Here is a 16,889-nt window from a genome sequence, read left to right on the forward strand (position 1 = left end):
GAGATGAACCCTTACTTTCTCAGTTCGGCGGCAAAAGCCGACTCCAGTTCAGCTACTACACGGCCATGCAATTCGCTTACTTCATCGTCGGTCAGCGTGCGTTCCGGCGTCCGATAGACAAGGGATATGGCGACGCTTTTCTTCTCGGCTCCAAGCCGTTCGCCGGTGTAAATATCGAACACTTGAATCGATTCGAGCAAAGCTCCCGCCGTCTCCTTCGCTTTATCCAGCAAATCGCCTACAGCTATGCTGCGGTCCACCACCAGCGCCATATCGCGGGTAATGGCCGGAAAGCGCGGCAGCGGGTCATAGGTGAAGCGTTCACCCGCAAGCTCGGACAAAGCATCCATTTCCACTTCCGCCACATAGGTGTCGGAAAGGTCCTTCTGCTGCTGCAGTGCCGGATGCAGCTGCCCGAGCGTCCCGATGATTTTGCGGACTCCGCCGCGTTCTACTTCGATTTGCGCGCAGCGTCCCGGATGGAAGCCTTCCGGACTTGCCGCAACGTACCTGACCCCTTCCATACCCAAATACTGAACAAGTCCTTCAAAAATTCCCTTCAAATCATAGAAGTCTACGTCCGCCGGCTTCCCGGTCCAATGCACTTCGCTGCGCTTGCCTGTCAGCAGTATTGCGAGCTTAAGCTTCTCCTCCGGCAGCTTGCTGAGCGTTTCTTCACCCGTGAGGAACACACGGCCGATCTCAAATACCGCTACATCGTTGATGTTCCGGTTTCGGTTATATACAGCAACGTCCAGCAGATGAGGTACGAGGCTTGTGCGAAGCACGCTGCGTTCCTCGCTCATGGGCATGGCCAGAGCTACCGGCTTTGCTTCGCGGTGAGCGCCAGTGAAGCTGTGAATCTGCTCCGGATGCGTGAATGAGTACGTGATAGCTTCATGAAGACCGCTGTTTGTCAGCAGCGTCCGGACCGTACGGCGGACCGCCTGCTCTCTTGTAAGCGCGCCTGGCGTCGTAACCACGTTCATCAACGTCGTCGGTATATTGTCATAGCCGTGAAGCCGCGCCACTTCCTCAATGAGGTCTACCGTTCTGGTGATATCGCCGCGCCGGCTGGGCACATGCACCCGCAAGCCATCCTGAGCGAGAGGCTCCACGGGAAAATTCAAGCGTCCAAAAATGGACGTCACTTCCTCAGCAGACAGCCGAGTGCCAAGATAACTGTTGATGCGACCAATGGAGATATCGATCTGAACCGGCCGATGCTCCACGGTCTTAGCCTCCACCACACCCGCTGCCACTTGTCCGCCGGCCAGCTCCGCGATCAGAGCCGCCGCACGATTCAAAGCCGGAATGACCGCCTCGGGATTCACTTCTTTCTCAAACCGCAGAGATGCCTCGGAGCGGAGCCCCAGCTGACGCGACGTTTTGCGGACGGAACCGCCGTCGAATTTGGCCGATTCCAGCAAAATCCGGGTCGTACCCTCGGTGACCTCGGAATTCGCTCCGCCCATCACTCCTGCAATTGCGACCGGCTTCGTGCCGTCTGTGATCAGCAGCATATGAGGCTCAAGCGTCCGCTCCACATCGTCAAGCGTCACAAGCTTCTCGCCTTCGCGGGCCAGCCTTACGTCAATCTGGCCGTTAACCAGCTTATCCGCATCGAACGCATGCAGCGGCTGCCCGTACTCCAACATGACGTAGTTGGTAATATCGACGATATTATTAATCGGACGAATACCGGCAGCCATTAACCGATTTTGCAGCCATAGAGGGGATTTTCCGATCCGTACGCCTTCGATCAAGCGCGCCGCATAATGGGAGCACAGCTCTTTTGCGGTGATTTCAACCGAAATCTTTTCCTCCGCCTTTACTCCTGTGGAGTTTTCACGGAGTCCGGCTTCGGCGTCAGGCAGCTTGACTTCCCGCCCGAGAATAGCTCCGATCTCATAGGCCGCGCCTAGCATGCTTAAGCAATCCGAACGGTTCGGCGTCAGATCCAGATCCATCACCTCGTCGTTAAGAGCAAGCACGTCGAGAATGCTGACTCCTACCTCCGTGTCCTCCGGCAGCACAAGAATGCCTTCCTGAATTTCCTTAGGGAGCAGCTTGTCGTTTAAGCCCAGCTCCTTGGCCGAGCAAATCATCCCCTGCGACTCCACGCCGCGCAGCTTTGAGCGTTTGATCGCCAATCCATCCGGCAGCTTTGCGCCAATAAGCGCCACAGGCACCTTCTGGCCGGCAGCCACATTCTTCGCCCCGCATACGATTTGCAGATCCTCCCCTTGGCCCGCATCGACGGTACATACGCTGAGCTTGTCGGCATCCGGATGCTTCTCGCGCGACTTTACGAAGCCGACGACCACCTTTTCTACACCTTTGTTCCGATTTTCGACAATATCGACTTCAATTCCGCTGCGAGTCAGCTTTTCAGCCAATCCGGCCGCTGTATTTCCGTTCGCATCCACATACTGGGATAACCAATCATACGATACTTTCATAGCCCCTGGTCACGCTCCTCTCTCAAATATGCACGAACTGCTTCAAGAACCGCAGATCATTCGTATAGAAATGGCGAATATCTTCGATATCATATTTCAGCATCGCTATTCTTTCCACGCCAAGACCGAATGCGAAGCCGCTGTACTCCTCAGGATCGTAGCCCGCCATCTCAAGCACGCGCGGATGCACCATGCCGGAGCCGAGGATTTCAAGCCATCCCGTATGCTTACACACTCGGCAGCCATGACCGCCGCACATCGCACAGGTGACGTCAACCTCTGCACTCGGCTCTGTGAACGGGAAGAAGCTCGGACGCATCCGGATTTGCGTTTGCTTCCCGAACAGCTCTTGAACAAATTGAAGCAGCGTGCCCTTCAGGTCACTCATACGAATACCTTTGTCGATGACCAATCCTTCAATTTGCGTGAACATATGGGAATGCGTCGCATCGTCGTCGTCACGACGGTAAACCCGACCCGGGCAAATGATTTTTACCGGCACATGGCCTTTCATTTTTTCCATGGTACGCACTTGTACCGGGGAGGTATGCGTACGCATCAGAATCTCTTCCGTGACATAGAACGAATCCTGCATGTCGCGCGCCGGGTGGTTTTTCGGCAAATTCAGCGCTTCGAAATTATAATAATCCTGTTCTACCTCAGGGCCTTCGGCCACCGTATACCCCATACCGATAAAAATATCCTCGATCTCCTGAATCACCTTGCTGATCGGATGGATCGCCCCCCGCGCAACAGGTCTCCCCGGGAGCGTCACGTCCATCGTTTCAGCAGCCAGACGCGCCTGTGTTTCCGCTTGGTTGAATTCGGCCTGTTTGGCTTCGATCACTTCCTCGATCGCCCCGCGCACTTCATTGGCCACTTGTCCGATTACCGGACGCTCTTCCGCGCTTAAACCGCCCATGCCACGCAAAATTTCGGTGAGCGGACCCTTTTTACCCAAATACTTGATGCGAAGGTCACTGAGCTGCTGCTGGTTTTCCACTCGAGCGAGTTCGCTCAGCGCCTCTTCCTTTAGTGCAAGCAATCGTTCTTTCATCGCTATGCCGCCTCCTTAATCTCTGTTTCGTTTTTTTGCCGCCGGTTTCGCTCAACGCAAAAAAAGGCTTCTTCGTCCGAATAAGGGACGAAAAAGCCGCGGTACCACCCTTGTTAGAAAACCATTCTTTACTGCATATGCACGAAGAAATAAGCCTTCTCACTTCATTGAACATAACGGTTCATCAACCGCATCCGCGGTTTCTTCACACCGGTTCCATCTACTTGCCGGTACCTGCGGCTTACGGCCGCCTGTACGGTTTCAAAGGACTGCTCAGGAGCGAACTTGGGCAGCCTGATTCCTCGGACACGCTCTCAATCTCCGGCGTTTCCTCCCTGTGAAGAAGCACTGCTTACTTTTCTCCGTCAATGCATTTAACATTATGGATTTACCAAGTATTATATGCAAACCATGCGCCGGATGCAAGTACCTGCACCTATATCCGTTATTGCGCAGGTGGAGTGAAGGTGCGCGCGAGAAACTCGGTATCGAGCATAAAGAAGGCATTGCTGTCCTTATCAATACGCTTCAGCTTTTGAACAATGCTGTCAAACAGCGCCTCTTCCTCTACCTGCTCGTCGATAAACCATTTCAAAAAATGAATGGTGGCATGCTCACGATCGTTCATAGCAAGGTCTGAGAGCTCATAGAACCTTTTGGTCACGATTTTCTCATGCTCATAAGCCTGCTGGTAAGCGTCCAGTACGGATGTATATGTGTTATTCGGCGTATCCATACCCGATACCTTAACACGGCCGCCGCGGTCGTTCAAATATTTATAAATTTTCATCGCGTGGAATCTTTCTTCCTCAGCCTGCACGATGAAGAAATTAGCGAATCCGTCGAGACTCTCCGATGAGCAGTAGGCCGCCATGGCCAAGTAGACCTGCGCCGAATAAAACTCAAAATTCATTTGATCGTTTAACGCTTTGCTCAGTGCTTCATTCATGGAATCATCACACCCTTATCTCTAGTCATATTTTCCCTATAATATATCATTGCATGTTAAGGAATGCGATTGTGAAATGTGAACACGATATGTCATTTACGATACAGGCGGCAAGTTCAGCTGATTTTATTTTTCAGCTTTTTAAACAGCATTTCGGCATTCGGGGCAGTAACCAGCTTCTTGGATTTTCCCACAACGGCAAAGCATTCTTTGGAGCATAGCTTGCATTCGCCCAAACAATCCCGTTTTTTCTGCTTTACTTTAGGATAGTCGCCTTTGATGCTTTTATACACTTCTTTGGTGCCTTTTTTAAAGTTTTTGCAGCAGTATCTGATCTTTTTCATGAAGATGCCGTCCGCCTTCCGTCACCATATTGTTCCTTGTATTCAAATGATAATGGTTATCATTTTCAATGTCAATATCTTTATGATTATATCTTAAACCGCTTTTTATCTTTGTAACCAATAAAAAAAGGCTTCTGATCGAAGCCATTCGGTAAAGTTCCGGTTCCTCTAAGGAATATCTTTTTTTACGATCAATCCGTATAAAAACAGACGTACAATCTCGGCAGCGAGACCTTCCGGATGCTTCAAACCGGGCAATAGCCGGGTAAGGGTAAGTCGCTCAATCGTCCCGACCAGACTTTCAGCGACCGTACTCATGTCTGTATCGGCGTGAAAATAACCGTTCTGCTGCTCCGATAACAGATTGTCTGTAATTTGAGCCGCGATCTGTTTCTTAATTTCTTCCGATTCGGGCGCAACAAAAAAGCCGATACGGGTTAAATGGGGCTCCTCCTCGAAGAAGCTTAAAATAGCCGTAAGTCCCGCGGCAATCCGTTGTGGAATTTCAATGAAATCCATTCCCGGCTGAAGACGACTATTCTTCGCGAGCTGGGATAGTTTGGAAACAAACAAACCCACTAATTCCTGAAAAATAGCCTCCTTGCTTTGAAAATAAAGATAAAAGGTCGGTTGAGTCAAACCGGCCCTGGACACAATGGAGCTTACTTTGGTTTGATAGTACCCATGCTGAGCGAACTCTTCGGCGGCGATGGCAAGCAGTAAAGCCCGGCTTTGTTCTCCATTCGCGCCTACTTTCCTTCCTCTTTGTCCCATATGTCAAACAACTCCAAATGAAATCTATATAGTGCCGCTTTAAAGTAAGGTATTATATGATTGACTTTCAAGTCAAGAGCCGATGAATCAAACGAAATAAAAGCTTCTATTCGAATCGAGGCCATTCCGATGAGGAACCCTTCCTATCATAGACGATGCTTTTGTTGGTGATTTTCCGGATCACTCTTATGACAGTATGATTTTACAAGAGCATAAAAGCTGCTTGCTTTCTCCTATTGCTTATCGCTCCACTTAGGAGATAATGCATTATGTGCGGCGCTTGCTGCGTCCTTTTACACCGCTGGAGCTTGCAGATGCCTTTAGCATAACGGATCGGCAAGCAAGGCGAATCCTGAATCGATGGGTTAAGCAGCCTATCTTGAATGCAGCGAGTGGTCATATGCGATTACTGACTGCACACAGTCCGTTAAAAACCCTCACCTTGCCACTTCTCTAGCCGCTCCAGACTATCTTAAATCCTACGAAAAAAAGCAGCGGATCGGGGATGGCCCTGCTCTGCTGCTTCTTACATATCCAAGTTCTCGCTTCACTGCTGCGCTATCGGTAAACGGTATTCCCCGCACTCCTTGAGCCATCGTACAACAAGCTCGGGATTGGAAGCAAAGTGCAAATGCGTATACCCCGCCACCGTCCGGTACAGCAGGCAGCCTTCCTTTTTGGTTCCCCGCAGCCCCTTCGTTTCATAAGCCGGAACCATCTTCTCCGTCTGCTCGGAGACAAACGTGGAATAATGAAATTCATGCCCGCGCGCCGCATCATCGCCATGAAACAAAAAATTGTTTCCGGCGCCTGTAATTTCCCTGAGTCCAAGCGCAGCAAGCTTGGGCTGCATGACCACTTTGCCCGGGATAAGACCCAGCATGGGATAGCTTTGGCCCCGGGTATCTTCAATGGCTTCCGTCAAATACATGAAGCCTCCGCATTCGGCAAGCGTCGGAAGCCCGCTTTCCAAGGCTTTTCGTAAGGACTCAGCCACCGCTTCCTCCCGGCTCAGCGCATCGGCGAATTCTTCGGGGAAACCTCCGCCGAGATACAGCCCCTGCACTCCTTTAGGAAGCGGTTCTCCCGCCAGCGGGGAGAAGTAGACAAGCTCTGCGCCGTAATGCTCCAGAAGCTCCAAATTTTCGGGATAATAGAAATGGAATGCCGCATCGTAGGCCACAGCCATTTTGACCGGATATAACCGGGCTGGAGGGGCAAAAAGCTTTGGAGGCCCTGCAAACGGAGGCTCCGCTGCGGAAGCGAGCTCCAGCAGCTTATCCAGATCCGTATTCTGCTCCAGACGGTCCGCCAGCTCCTCGAAAAATCCGCCCAGCTCTCCCCGTTCAATGGAAGGCACAAGTCCGAGATGGCGCTCCGGCAAAGCCAGCTGATCTTCCCGCTTCATAAAGCCGATGACCGGAATACCGCATTCCTGCTCAATCGCTTGCTTGACGATGCGGTAGTGTCCGTCGCTGCCGACCTTGTTGGCGAACACGGCAGCGATCCGCACATTCGGCTCCAGAAGCTGAAACCCCTTCACGATGGCTGCCGCGCTTCTCGCCATGCTCTGGCAGTTCACCACCAGCAGAACGGGAAGCTGCAGCAGCATGCTGATCTCTGCCGTGCTTCCTGTATTGGACAGCGGATCCTTCCCGTCATACAGCCCCATTACGCCTTCAACTACAGATATGTCGGTGCCCTTTGAGGCACGTCCGTATATTTCTTTTACCGTCTCGGATGTAAGCATCCAGCTGTCCAAATTGCGCGAAGGCCTGCCGGTGACCGCCTTGTGATAAGTCGGATCGATGTAATCCGGACCGCATTTAAAGCCCTGCACTGATAAGCCTCTGCGGCGCAAAGCGGCCATGATCCCTATGGTTACCGTCGTTTTGCCTGCACCGCTGCCGGTCCCCGCAATGACGATGCTGCGGTGAACGGCAGGCACGCTTTCCCCCATACTCATGCGCTGCCGCTTCCCTTCTTATACTCCATAATGCCAACGGATATCGTAACGTTGCCGCTTTTCTTCTTGACCAGCGCAAGATGTTCCGCTCCTGTGAAGCGTTTGGCGGCAGGCTCACTGACGCCGTAGGCTCCGGTAAATTTAAACACCGTATCCGACGGATCCTCAATGGTCATTTCGTTAAGCTCCTCGGGCGTATAGCATACAAGAGGCCAGTCGTGCTCCGCACAGACGGCGAGCAGGCCTTGCTCGTCTTTTTTCAAATCGATGGTGCAGACCGCCTTTACACTGCGGATCGAAAACTGCAGCTCCTCCAGCGTTTCCCGGATAACCGCTGCAATCTCCTCCGAGCTTGTCCCCCGATTGCACCCGATACCAAGCGCAATCACTTTGGGACGGTACAGCACGCCGTTGTTCAGGATCGGCTCTTCTTCAGGCGTGAGGATCCGATGGGTGACGACCAGCGCAGCCTGCGGCGCATCTCCAAGAGCGGCCGTAATGTCCGCGTAAACGCGGATGTTTGACGGAAGGGGAGATGGATACGTCCACCAATCCGGTTCCCCGGATTCCTGGACTACAGCTACGCTTTCCTCATTGACGACGGATGCGCTAACCGGCGTCAGCTTGTCCGCCGATTCCCAAGTCCATCCGTAACGCCGTCCGAACAGATCGACGGCGATCGTCTTCTGCACGTCCGACGCCGTAGTGATCACCGGAACCGCACCAAGTACCGCCGCGACTTCGCGCGTGAGCTCGTTGGCTCCGCCCAAATGGCCGGACAGCACGCTGATGACATGCTCTCCTTTATCGTCGATGACGACGATACCGGGGTCCACCTTTTTATCCTTCAGCAGAGGAGCGATCATGCGCACGACGGCGCCAAGGGAAATGATGCAAATGATTCCGTCATAGGCCGGAAACAGCGCGGGATACAGCAAGCGCACGCTGCCTTCGAACAGCTGTATATTTCTATCCTGCTCGTCTCCCCGGGCAAACTTAGACATATAATACACGTCGGCATGGTCGAACGACCGCTGCAGTCTGCGCGCAAGCTCCACCCCGTGCTTCGTGATGGCCACCACCGCATAATTTCCCGATCTCCGGATGTCGGGAACCGCCCCTTCCTGCAGCGTAATGACTTCCGGTGCGGCCATCAGTCGCTCACCCCTTTGCGGTAGCCGTGTGTAAACGATTTGTCGTACAGCTTCGAGCGGTACTCCTCATGGCATCCGACTTCCGGGTCGAGCGCCCAGCCTGCTAGTATCATCGCATGCTTGCGGATTCCGTTCACCCGCATATCCTCATCCAGCCTGGCCAGCGTAGTCCGTACGATGATTTGATCCGGCCAGGATGCTCTTTGAACGACGGCAACCGGGGTTTCCGGGCTCCATCCCGCCTCTGTCAGCTCCCGCACCACTTTTTTCGTCAGTGTGGCGCTTAAGAATAACGCCAGCGTACAATGGTGGGAGGCCAAATCCTTGAGCTGCTCGCGATCCGGTACCGGAGTGCGTCCTTCGGCCCGTGTCAGAATGAGTGTCTGGGTCAGCTCCGGAATCGTAAGCTCAGCCCCTACCGCCGCCGCAGCCGCAAACACGGAGCTGACGCCCGGCACGATTTCGCATTCAATCCCTTCCTTGGCCAACAGCACCTTCTGTTCCATGATGGCGCCGAAGACGGCAGGATCTCCCGTATGAACGCGGGCCACCAGCTTGCCTGCTTTCACACGATCCGCCATGACGGCGACCATTTCCTCCAGACTCATTCCTGCGCTTTTGAGCACTTCCGCTTCAGGCTTTGCCCGCGCGATCAGCTCCTCGTTAACCAGGGAATCCGTATAAAGCACCACATCGGCTTCCTGCAGGATACGCAGTCCCTTCACCGTAATCAAATCCGGATCTCCCGGGCCTGCGCCGATGATATACAGTTTCATTTTCTCACCACCATTAACGTTAAGTACTCCAGCTCGCGACCGGCCAGCTCTTCAATATTGCGCCAAATCTGCTCTTCGCCCGAGGTCACCTTCGTCAGCACCGAAGCTTTGCCGGTCAGCCCCAAATCGCGCAGCACCGACAGCATCAGGTCGATCACCTTGGCTACCTTGATGAACACGACGCAATCGTGCGTTTCCAATGCCCGGCGCATCTGCTCATAGTCATCCGTAGCCGGGACGACCGCCATCTGCTCGTCTCCGTCGGCAAGCGGCAATCCGAGTCTGGATGCCGCAGCATTGACAGAGGATATCCCGGGAACCGAAATGGCCTCCACCTCCGGATGCCGCTCTTTCATCAGCCGCATCAAATGGATATATGTGCTGTACAGCATCGGATCGCCCTCTGTAACGAACGCGACATTTTTCCCCTGCTCGAGATGAGTCCAGACGGTATCCACCGTCTTGTTCCACTGCTTTTCCAGCGCCTCTTTATCTTTGGTCATCGGGAAGGTCAATGCGAGCATATCCTTTTCCCGGGTGTCTACATACATTTCCACAATAGCCAGGGCGTAGCTCTTGGCGCCCGATTTTTTGCGCGGGTAAGCGATCACCGGCGATTCCTTGAGCAGGCGAAACGCCTTGACCGTCACAAGCTCGGGATCTCCCGGCCCAACGCCCACGCCGTACAATGTGCCAAGCTTACTCATTCGCTTGTCCCCCTGTCGTTTGATTTCCGTCTTGCTGCGATAATATATACGGGATTCAAGCTTTCAAAACGCGTCATATCCAGAATCGGCTTGCTGCGGCTGATTTGAGCCAGCGTAATGTCCGTAGCAAACCCTTCTTCAGCAAAAGCACGGGTTGCAGCCGACAAGTTCTCGATCGTTGCGGCGTTGAGCACAATGGTGCCGCCTGATCTCAACCGGTTGCAGCAGATCGAAAGCAGTTCTCTCAGCTCGCCCCCGCTGCCGCCGATAAACACTGCATCCGGGTCCGGAAATTGGTCAAGCCCCTCCGGCGCCTTTGCATGAATCCCCGTAATATCGGTACGGAATTTGCGGATATTTTCCTGAAAGTTGGCCAAATCGCCCTCGTTTTTCTCAACCGCAAACACGGCGCCGTCACGGCAAATCCGGGCCGCTTCGATCGCTATGGAGCCTGTGCAGGTACCGATATCCCATACGATGCTGTCGCGTTTCAGATGGAGGGCAGCCAAGCTGAGGATGCGGACCTCTTTTTTCGTAATCAGCCCTTTGTCGGGCTTGCGCTGCGCGAATTCGGCGTCATCGATGCCAAGCGGCCAATCCGGTGATGTTGTCCCCGGACGCTTCCGCAATATCATGATATTTAGCGGCAAGAAGGTCGACTCGCCGGTTGCTGCAAGCTCCTCCAATTCGTACCAGCCTGTGCGCTCCTTCGCACCGCCGAGGTGCTCGCCGACAAAGACGCGGTATTCGGTCATGCCGAATTCCAGCAAGTATCGGGCGACCGCTCCCGGATGGTTCTTCTCGTCCGTCAGCAGCGCTACCTTGGCCTGACCGTCGATCCGCTGGGCCAGTCCCTTCAGACTGCGGCCGTGTGCGCTGGCGATGCACGCATCCTGCCAGCTCTCGCCGATTCGGGCAAAAGCGAGCTGAAGCGAGCTGACCTGCGGGTACACCTCTACCCGCCCCGGAAGCTTGCCCGACAAATAACCGCCGATACCGTAAAATAACGGATCTCCGGAGGCCAGCACCACCGTTGGGCGGTTGTCCGCCTGGAGCTTTTCCGTCAAATCGTTCAGACCGCCTTTAAGCGGAATCGTTTCTCCCCGAAAGTCCGGAAAAAACTCCAGCTGACGCTCTCCTCCGATAAGCACCTCAGCCCGTTTGATCCGCTCCATATACAATTCAGGCAAACCCGCCGCTCCGTCATCACCGATACCGATGACGGCAATCGTTTCGTTCATTGAATAATCCCCTTCCCCTGCCTGACGCTTTATCCGCCGCTTTCCTTCGTCATACTCATCCGTCCCAGCAGCTCGGCCTTCATCGAGATAATGACCGTCTCCACTTCAAAGCCGGGGCGATCGCCCGCTGCTTCTTGAAGCAAAGAACGGCAGCAGTGCGCACACATGACATCGAAAAACGCATTGCAGCCCAGCGCATGCATCATATCTCCCACCTGAGAAGCCGTATTGGCTTCCGCAATGTCACGGACCACCGTCTCTGAAGCCCCGGCCTCCTTCGCCATACGGGCAAGAAAGCCGAAATCGACGGGGGCGCTTTTGGAGTGCACCATCATCACTCCTTGCGCGACTTTGGAAAACTTGCCCATCATGCCGACCAGCGTCACCTTGCGGATGCCTTGTCTGGCGCATTGCTGAAGCGCGAACCCGACGAAATCCCCCATCTCGACGAACGCTTCTTCCGGGAGGTCCGGATACAGCCCCATCCCGAACTTCTCGGTACGTCCTCCGGTAGAAAGAATAACATGGCTGCAGCCGCCCTTAACCGCTACGCGGACCGCTTGGGCTACACTGGCTTTATATGCCGCCGTAGAGAACGGAACGACTATCCCCCGCGTCCCCAGAATCGATATGCCGCCGAGAATGCCGAGCCGGGCATTCAGCGTCTTCTTCGCAATTTCTTCGCCGTCCGGTACGGAGACGACCACCCTGACTCCCCGATGCAGCTCGTACCGGTTAAGCACCGACTCGACCGCTTCGCGAATCATCTTCCGGGGAACCGGATTAATCGCCGCCTGCCCCACCTCTACGGGAAGCCCGGGCTTCGTCACCCGGCCGACTCCGACACCTCCGTCGAGCTCAATACCGGGCGTTTCCTTCCAAGCAACCTCGCAGATGATCCTCGCTCCGTGAGTCGCATCCGGGTCATCGCCGCCGTCCTTAATGATTTCTGCAGAAGCCCGATGCTCCTCCACCTTGCAAGCGACGATCTCAAAGGTCACGTCCTGACCGATCGGCAGCCGGATGGTCGAGTGCCGCTGCGGCTCCTGCACAATCAGCGCCTCAAGCGCCGCCTGCGCTGCCGCCGTGGCGCAAGCCCCCGTCGTATATCCATGACGCAGCGGTTTAGACTCCGTCGTATCCATACCGCTTATCCTTCTCGCTCCGCAAGCAGCGACAGCGCATTAACGGATGCCACGGCGACAGGGCTGCCGCCCTTGCGGCCGATGTTTGTAATGAACGGCACATCCAGCTTGAGCAGCTCTTCTTTGGACTCCGCCGCAGATACGAAGCCGACAGGCACGCCGATGATCAGACCCGGCTTCGCCTGGCCTTCCTTGACCAGACGAATCAGCTCCAGCAGCGCCGTCGGCGCATTGCCGATCGCGTAGATCGCGCCATCCGCCTCACGTGCCGCTTTACGGGTCGAGATAATCGCCCGCGTCGTGTTCAGCCGCTTCGCTTCCTCCATCACATCGGGATCCGATATGTACACCCTGACCTCGCCGCCGTACTTTTGCAGCCTCGGCTTGCTGATGCCTACCTGCACCATCTGCACGTCGGCTACGATCGGCTTGCCGCTGCGGATGGCTTCGATACCGGCGCGAATGGCATCCGGATGAAATACCAGACTCCGCCCCAATTCAAAATCCGCAGACGCGTGGATAACCCGCTGCACCACTTTGAACTGTTCGTCGGTAAAGGAATGCTCGCCAAGCTCCTCGGTAATCATCTCGAAGCTTTTCTCCTCTATTTCCTGCGGTTGAACTGTCAGCGGTTTAAATTCCGTTCGAAAATCCATCTTTTAACACGCCTCCCCTAATGTGTTTTTTAATTCCTCAAGCACCCCGTCAAACTCCGAATACACGACGCCGTAATCCAGCTGCGGCCGTCCGATGACAATCGTATCGATGTCCATTTCCAGCGCCGCCGCAAGCTTTTCTTCGACCGCCCCGATTTTGCCGCTTTCCTTGGTGATCACCGTGGTTACCCCGTAATGCCTGTATAATGCCTGGTTCAATTCCTTGGAAAAAGGTCCCTGCATGGCCACAATGTTTTTCTGCTCAAGGCCCAATTGCTCACATTTGTCCATGTTGTCCTTGCGGGGCAGCATGCGGGCCACCAGCGTCGTATCCGGCAGTCCGATCAGCCGCTCGGCAAAAATATGCAGCGTCTTGCTGCCTGTCGTCAGCATGATCACGCCGCGTCGACTTGCAGCCAGCTCCGCCGCTTGCTCGTAATCGTCCACGAACACAATACGCTGGTGTCCCTCATAGGTTCCCCGCTCACGCTCATAGCGAATATACGGCACTTCCGTCTGAAGAGCGGCCGCCATCGCCTGGCGCGACGCTTCCTCCGCAAACGGATGACTCGCATCCACAACCGTCGAAACTCCCCGGCTGCGGATCAGCTCGGCCATGCCGTCCGCGTCAAGACGGCCGGTTTGAACCGCAATTCCCGCCTCTTCGAGGCTTTTTGCCGCGCTATCGGTTACGACCGTAGCCAGTAAATGATACCCTGCGCCGTGAATCCGCACCGCCAGTTCACGGGCATCGCTCGTACCTGCAAGCATCAGAATCATGAAAACACCTCTTTGGTCTTAACCTTCTGCTCCTGCTGTTTATGTTCATGGTCATGGTCATGGTCATGGTCATGGTTGTGGTCATGGTCATGGTTGTGATGATGATCATGATCGTGGTGATGATCTATGTGCTTCGCCGCCTCAAGCCGGAACTGGCACATATCGCAATTCATGTGCACCTCACCGTAAAGCGCCTCATTCGCCCTCTCCTGCAAAATTTCGCTCAGCTTCGGATGGAAGCCAAAGTAATCTGCCAATACGAACGAGAAGTCCGGATGCTTCCCGGCGAACTCGCTCTTCATTTGCTCCAAGCGTTTGATCAGCACGCCCGTAAACAAGAAATAAGGAAGCATCACAATCCGTTTCGCGCCGAGCTTCACGCAGCGTTCCACGCCCTCGTCCGCGCGCGGAGCCGTTACGCCAATGAAGGCTGTCTCCACCCATTTTACCTTCAGCCGCTCCCACAGAAGCCTCGATATTTTATATAAATCGCTATTCGCATCCGCATCGCTGCTTCCCCGTCCGATCACAAGCAGCGCCGTATCTTCCGCATTCTCTTCGAGATCGACCCCCGCTTCTTCCAAGCGTGAAGACAAAATATCGAGCGCCAGCTCATGAACGCCGATCGGCCGGCTGTAAACAAACAGAACCCCCGGATGCTTCAGCTTCGCCGTATCTATAGCAGCCGGAATATGCAGCTTTGCATGCCCCGCAGCAAACAGCGTAATCGGCACAACCGCAACCTGGGTCGCTCCCCGGTCTACACAGGTCTGAATGCCTTGAGCGATCGTAGGCGATTCAAACTCCAAAAAGCACGTTTCTACAATCGGCTGCCCAAGCCTTCCCGCTACCGAAGCGACAAAAGCCCGTACCTCCTCATTCCCTTCCGGATCCCGGCTGCCGTGCCCTACAAACAATACCGCATTCATACTCCGTCCCCCTTCTAATAACGACCTGACCGGTCTTGTTAATCCCCGCACACCGCATTCTCAATCTGAAAGACCGGCAGATCCTGATGGCGGTAGCCTTCAAGCTCCTTCACGCGGCCAAAAAATTTATGAAACCGTTCATTCGGGTGTCCTTCACTGGCATAACGGGAGACAATCCTCTCTACCGTCTCCACCAATTGCTCCGGTTCGATTCCCTCGGCCACAGGCTGACCCGCGTGAGCGTTTCTTCCAACCGTCTTGCCTCCAAGAAACAGGTCGAACTTTTCTTTTCGGTACACAATTCCGATGTCTTCCTTCACTGCACCGTAGCATGCCATGCCGCACCCGTTGAAGCCGATTTTCAGCTCCTTCGGCACGCTCATGCCGCCCAAACGGCGATGAAGCTCCTCCAAATACGGCACGGAGTCCGCCTTGTCCATGTTGCAGAAATCGCAGGCCTTCAGCTGCGCCACATCGCCGATCGGAGCAAGCAGCAGTCCCTCCTCCGTTAATCGCGAGGTCACCGCATCAGGATCCGATGTCCGAAGACGCACCAGCATTTGATGATGCGGCGTGTATTCCATCGTCCCGTCTTTACCGACAATCTCTGCAAGCAGCATAAGCTGTGCGGCGTTCAACCGCTTCTCGGCGAGCCCGGGACTCACGGCAAATTCAAGGATGGCTTCCTGGCGGAATATGGCCTTGTCCCGGCTGCCGGCAGCAGGCCGGTCCAGTCCGGTACGATGCGCATCGACAAGCTGCACAGCCTCCATGGCAAGCGCATACGCCGATGCCGGCTTCTCGGCTTCTGCCTGCGCTTCAGCATCCGACTGCGGTCCATCGATCTCCGCCCGTGCCTCCAGCGCCCAAGGCTCCGCCTCCTGCCTCAGCCTCTCATGCGGCTTCAGAGACTGCACGTCCGATCCGAGCGTATATTTGCGCTGATACCCGCGCGGTGTTACCATAAGCCCGTCATAGACCACTGTGGTTGAGTTGCCGATGATCACTGTCGTCAGCATGCCGATGTCGTGGTCCAGCATTTTCTCAAGCGTCGTAATGACGATATCCTCTCGCTCGCGGTAAGCACTCTTAACGATACCCACCGGTGTATCCGGCGAACGATGCTTCAGCAGCACCCGCTGCGTTTCTACGATTTGCCTTGTTCGTCTTCCGCTGCGCGGGTTATACAGCGCAATGACAAAATCGGCCTGTGCCGCCGCTTCCACGCGCCTGATAATCAGGTCCCACGGCGTCAAATGGTCGCTCAAAGAAATGGTGCAGGCATCGTGCATGATAGGCGCCCCCAGCAAGGAAGCTGTCGAGTTGATCGCCGATATGCCGGGAATAACCTCGACCTCTACGCCCTGCTCGCGCCGCCAGCCTTTTTCCATCAGCACCTCATAGATCAGTCCGGCCATGCCGTATACGCCGGCATCCCCGCTGGAGATGACAGCCACCCGATGCCCGGCCTCCGCTTGACGAACGGCCTCCTGCGCCCGGCTCACCTCTTCGGTCATCCCCGTACGCACCACCTGCTGCCCGTTTAACAAACCGCGGACCAGATCCACGTACGTGTTGTATCCGATCACAACGTCGCACTCCTGGATCGCATCTCTCGCTCTTTGCGTCATATGCTCATAGCTGCCCGGTCCGAAACCGATCACAGACAATTTCCCTTTCATGCCGCAACCCTCCCTAACTTCCTATAAATAGACCAACCTCATTGAGAAACCAGACTTCGGACTGTACAGCCCGCATAGCTTTTTACTTCAAGCTTACCGCTTCAATGGGTCATCCTCCGTATGTAACTCCACATGCCTTAAAATCGAGTAGGAGGGGGCGCCTAGCCCCCGACCTCTCACACCACCGTACATGCGGGTCCGCATACGGCGGTTCCAAAAGGTTAACAAAGCTCTAAATAACGAGAAAGCAAACTTCTCAGCCCTTTC

The 16,889-nt window shown here is 54.8% G+C and carries 15 protein-coding genes; all 15 read right to left on the minus strand.

Annotated features, from left to right (window positions below; genetic code table 11):
• Positions 1-11: 11 nt before the first annotated feature.
• A complete protein-coding gene (pheT, locus tag ACZYR9_RS24525) occupies positions 12-2,462 on the minus strand; it encodes a phenylalanine--tRNA ligase subunit beta (RefSeq protein ID WP_488981039.1) in 2,451 nt (816 codons plus the stop codon).
• A gap of 22 nt (positions 2,463-2,484) precedes the next feature.
• Positions 2,485-3,519: a phenylalanine--tRNA ligase subunit alpha gene (gene pheS, locus ACZYR9_RS24530; RefSeq protein WP_488981040.1), complete on the minus strand. Its 1,035-nt coding sequence runs from the start codon at positions 3,517-3,519 to the stop codon at positions 2,485-2,487.
• 445 nt (positions 3,520-3,964) lie between these two features.
• Positions 3,965-4,468, minus strand: a complete 504-nt coding sequence (locus ACZYR9_RS24535) for a ferritin (protein ID WP_488981041.1) — start codon at positions 4,466-4,468, stop codon at positions 3,965-3,967.
• A gap of 116 nt (positions 4,469-4,584) precedes the next feature.
• Positions 4,585-4,812 carry a DUF1450 domain-containing protein gene (locus ACZYR9_RS24540; RefSeq protein WP_488981042.1) on the minus strand — a complete coding sequence of 76 codons (228 nt, stop codon included), beginning with the start codon at positions 4,810-4,812 and terminating at the stop codon, positions 4,585-4,587.
• A 168-nt stretch (positions 4,813-4,980) separates the two neighbouring features.
• Positions 4,981-5,586 (minus strand): TetR/AcrR family transcriptional regulator, encoded by a 606-nt coding sequence (locus tag ACZYR9_RS24545; RefSeq protein WP_488981043.1) that lies wholly within the window; start codon positions 5,584-5,586, stop codon positions 4,981-4,983.
• 547 nt (positions 5,587-6,133) lie between these two features.
• Positions 6,134-7,552: a cobyrinic acid a,c-diamide synthase CobB gene (locus tag ACZYR9_RS24550; protein ID WP_488981044.1), complete on the minus strand. Its 1,419-nt coding sequence runs from the start codon at positions 7,550-7,552 to the stop codon at positions 6,134-6,136.
• Positions 7,549-8,706, minus strand: a complete 1,158-nt coding sequence (locus ACZYR9_RS24555; protein WP_488981045.1) for a cobalt-precorrin 5A hydrolase — start codon at positions 8,704-8,706, stop codon at positions 7,549-7,551. Before ACZYR9_RS24555 ends, ACZYR9_RS24550 begins: the two co-directional genes overlap by 4 nt.
• Positions 8,706-9,482: a precorrin-4 C(11)-methyltransferase gene (cobM, locus tag ACZYR9_RS24560; RefSeq protein ID WP_488981046.1), complete on the minus strand. Its 777-nt coding sequence runs from the start codon at positions 9,480-9,482 to the stop codon at positions 8,706-8,708. Before cobM ends, ACZYR9_RS24555 begins: the two co-directional genes overlap by 1 nt.
• Positions 9,479-10,189 carry a precorrin-2 C(20)-methyltransferase gene (cobI, locus tag ACZYR9_RS24565; protein ID WP_488981047.1) on the minus strand — a complete coding sequence of 237 codons (711 nt, stop codon included), beginning with the start codon at positions 10,187-10,189 and terminating at the stop codon, positions 9,479-9,481. The genes cobM and cobI overlap by 4 nt, the downstream gene beginning before the upstream one ends.
• Positions 10,186-11,430 (minus strand): precorrin-6y C5,15-methyltransferase (decarboxylating) subunit CbiE, encoded by a 1,245-nt coding sequence (cbiE, locus tag ACZYR9_RS24570; protein ID WP_488981048.1) that lies wholly within the window; start codon positions 11,428-11,430, stop codon positions 10,186-10,188. The genes cobI and cbiE overlap by 4 nt, the downstream gene beginning before the upstream one ends.
• A gap of 29 nt (positions 11,431-11,459) precedes the next feature.
• Positions 11,460-12,575 (minus strand): cobalt-precorrin-5B (C(1))-methyltransferase, encoded by a 1,116-nt coding sequence (locus ACZYR9_RS24575; protein ID WP_488981049.1) that lies wholly within the window; start codon positions 12,573-12,575, stop codon positions 11,460-11,462.
• 5 nt (positions 12,576-12,580) lie between these two features.
• Positions 12,581-13,231 carry a precorrin-8X methylmutase gene (locus ACZYR9_RS24580; protein WP_488981050.1) on the minus strand — a complete coding sequence of 217 codons (651 nt, stop codon included), beginning with the start codon at positions 13,229-13,231 and terminating at the stop codon, positions 12,581-12,583.
• A 3-nt stretch (positions 13,232-13,234) separates the two neighbouring features.
• The gene (gene cobK, locus ACZYR9_RS24585; protein ID WP_488981051.1) at positions 13,235-14,011 is read right to left on the minus strand and encodes a precorrin-6A reductase; all 777 of its coding nucleotides are present in this window, start codon (positions 14,009-14,011) and stop codon (positions 13,235-13,237) included.
• On the minus strand, positions 14,008-14,940 hold the full coding sequence (locus ACZYR9_RS24590) for a sirohydrochlorin chelatase (RefSeq protein ID WP_488981052.1): 933 nt from the start codon (positions 14,938-14,940) through the stop codon (positions 14,008-14,010). The genes cobK and ACZYR9_RS24590 overlap by 4 nt, the downstream gene beginning before the upstream one ends.
• 38 nt (positions 14,941-14,978) lie before the next feature.
• Entirely contained in the window at positions 14,979-16,622 is a 1,644-nt protein-coding gene (cobJ, locus tag ACZYR9_RS24595; protein WP_488981053.1) for a precorrin-3B C(17)-methyltransferase, read from the minus strand.
• Between the last annotated feature and the right edge of the window lie 267 nt (positions 16,623-16,889).

It is taken from the genome of Paenibacillus sp. F024 (genome assembly GCF_057814255.1).

What these genes read in the sequence shown, in the direction of transcription:
- pheT (WP_488981039.1), bottom strand. Translation starts at nt 2,462, where the DNA reads ATGAAAGTATCGTATGATTGGTTATCCCAGTATGTGGATGCGAACGGA.
- ACZYR9_RS24580 (WP_488981050.1), bottom strand. Translation starts at nt 13,231, where the DNA reads ATGGATTTTCGAACGGAATTTAAACCGCTGACAGTTCAACCGCAGGAA.
- cobK (WP_488981051.1), bottom strand. Translation starts at nt 14,011, where the DNA reads ATGATTCTGATGCTTGCAGGTACGAGCGATGCCCGTGAACTGGCGGTG.
- cbiE (WP_488981048.1), bottom strand. Translation starts at nt 11,430, where the DNA reads ATGAACGAAACGATTGCCGTCATCGGTATCGGTGATGACGGAGCGGCG.
- cobM (WP_488981046.1), bottom strand. Translation starts at nt 9,482, where the DNA reads ATGAAACTGTATATCATCGGCGCAGGCCCGGGAGATCCGGATTTGATT.
- ACZYR9_RS24575 (WP_488981049.1), bottom strand. Translation starts at nt 12,575, where the DNA reads ATGGATACGACGGAGTCTAAACCGCTGCGTCATGGATATACGACGGGG.
- ACZYR9_RS24540 (WP_488981042.1), bottom strand. Translation starts at nt 4,812, where the DNA reads ATGAAAAAGATCAGATACTGCTGCAAAAACTTTAAAAAAGGCACCAAA.
- cobI (WP_488981047.1), bottom strand. Translation starts at nt 10,189, where the DNA reads ATGAGTAAGCTTGGCACATTGTACGGCGTGGGCGTTGGGCCGGGAGAT.
- ACZYR9_RS24545 (WP_488981043.1), bottom strand. Translation starts at nt 5,586, where the DNA reads ATGGGACAAAGAGGAAGGAAAGTAGGCGCGAATGGAGAACAAAGCCGG.
- cobJ (WP_488981053.1), bottom strand. Translation starts at nt 16,622, where the DNA reads ATGAAAGGGAAATTGTCTGTGATCGGTTTCGGACCGGGCAGCTATGAG.
- ACZYR9_RS24550 (WP_488981044.1), bottom strand. Translation starts at nt 7,552, where the DNA reads ATGAGTATGGGGGAAAGCGTGCCTGCCGTTCACCGCAGCATCGTCATT.
- ACZYR9_RS24590 (WP_488981052.1), bottom strand. Translation starts at nt 14,940, where the DNA reads ATGAATGCGGTATTGTTTGTAGGGCACGGCAGCCGGGATCCGGAAGGG.
- ACZYR9_RS24535 (WP_488981041.1), bottom strand. Translation starts at nt 4,468, where the DNA reads ATGAATGAAGCACTGAGCAAAGCGTTAAACGATCAAATGAATTTTGAG.
- ACZYR9_RS24555 (WP_488981045.1), bottom strand. Translation starts at nt 8,706, where the DNA reads ATGGCCGCACCGGAAGTCATTACGCTGCAGGAAGGGGCGGTTCCCGAC.
- pheS (WP_488981040.1), bottom strand. Translation starts at nt 3,519, where the DNA reads ATGAAAGAACGATTGCTTGCACTAAAGGAAGAGGCGCTGAGCGAACTC.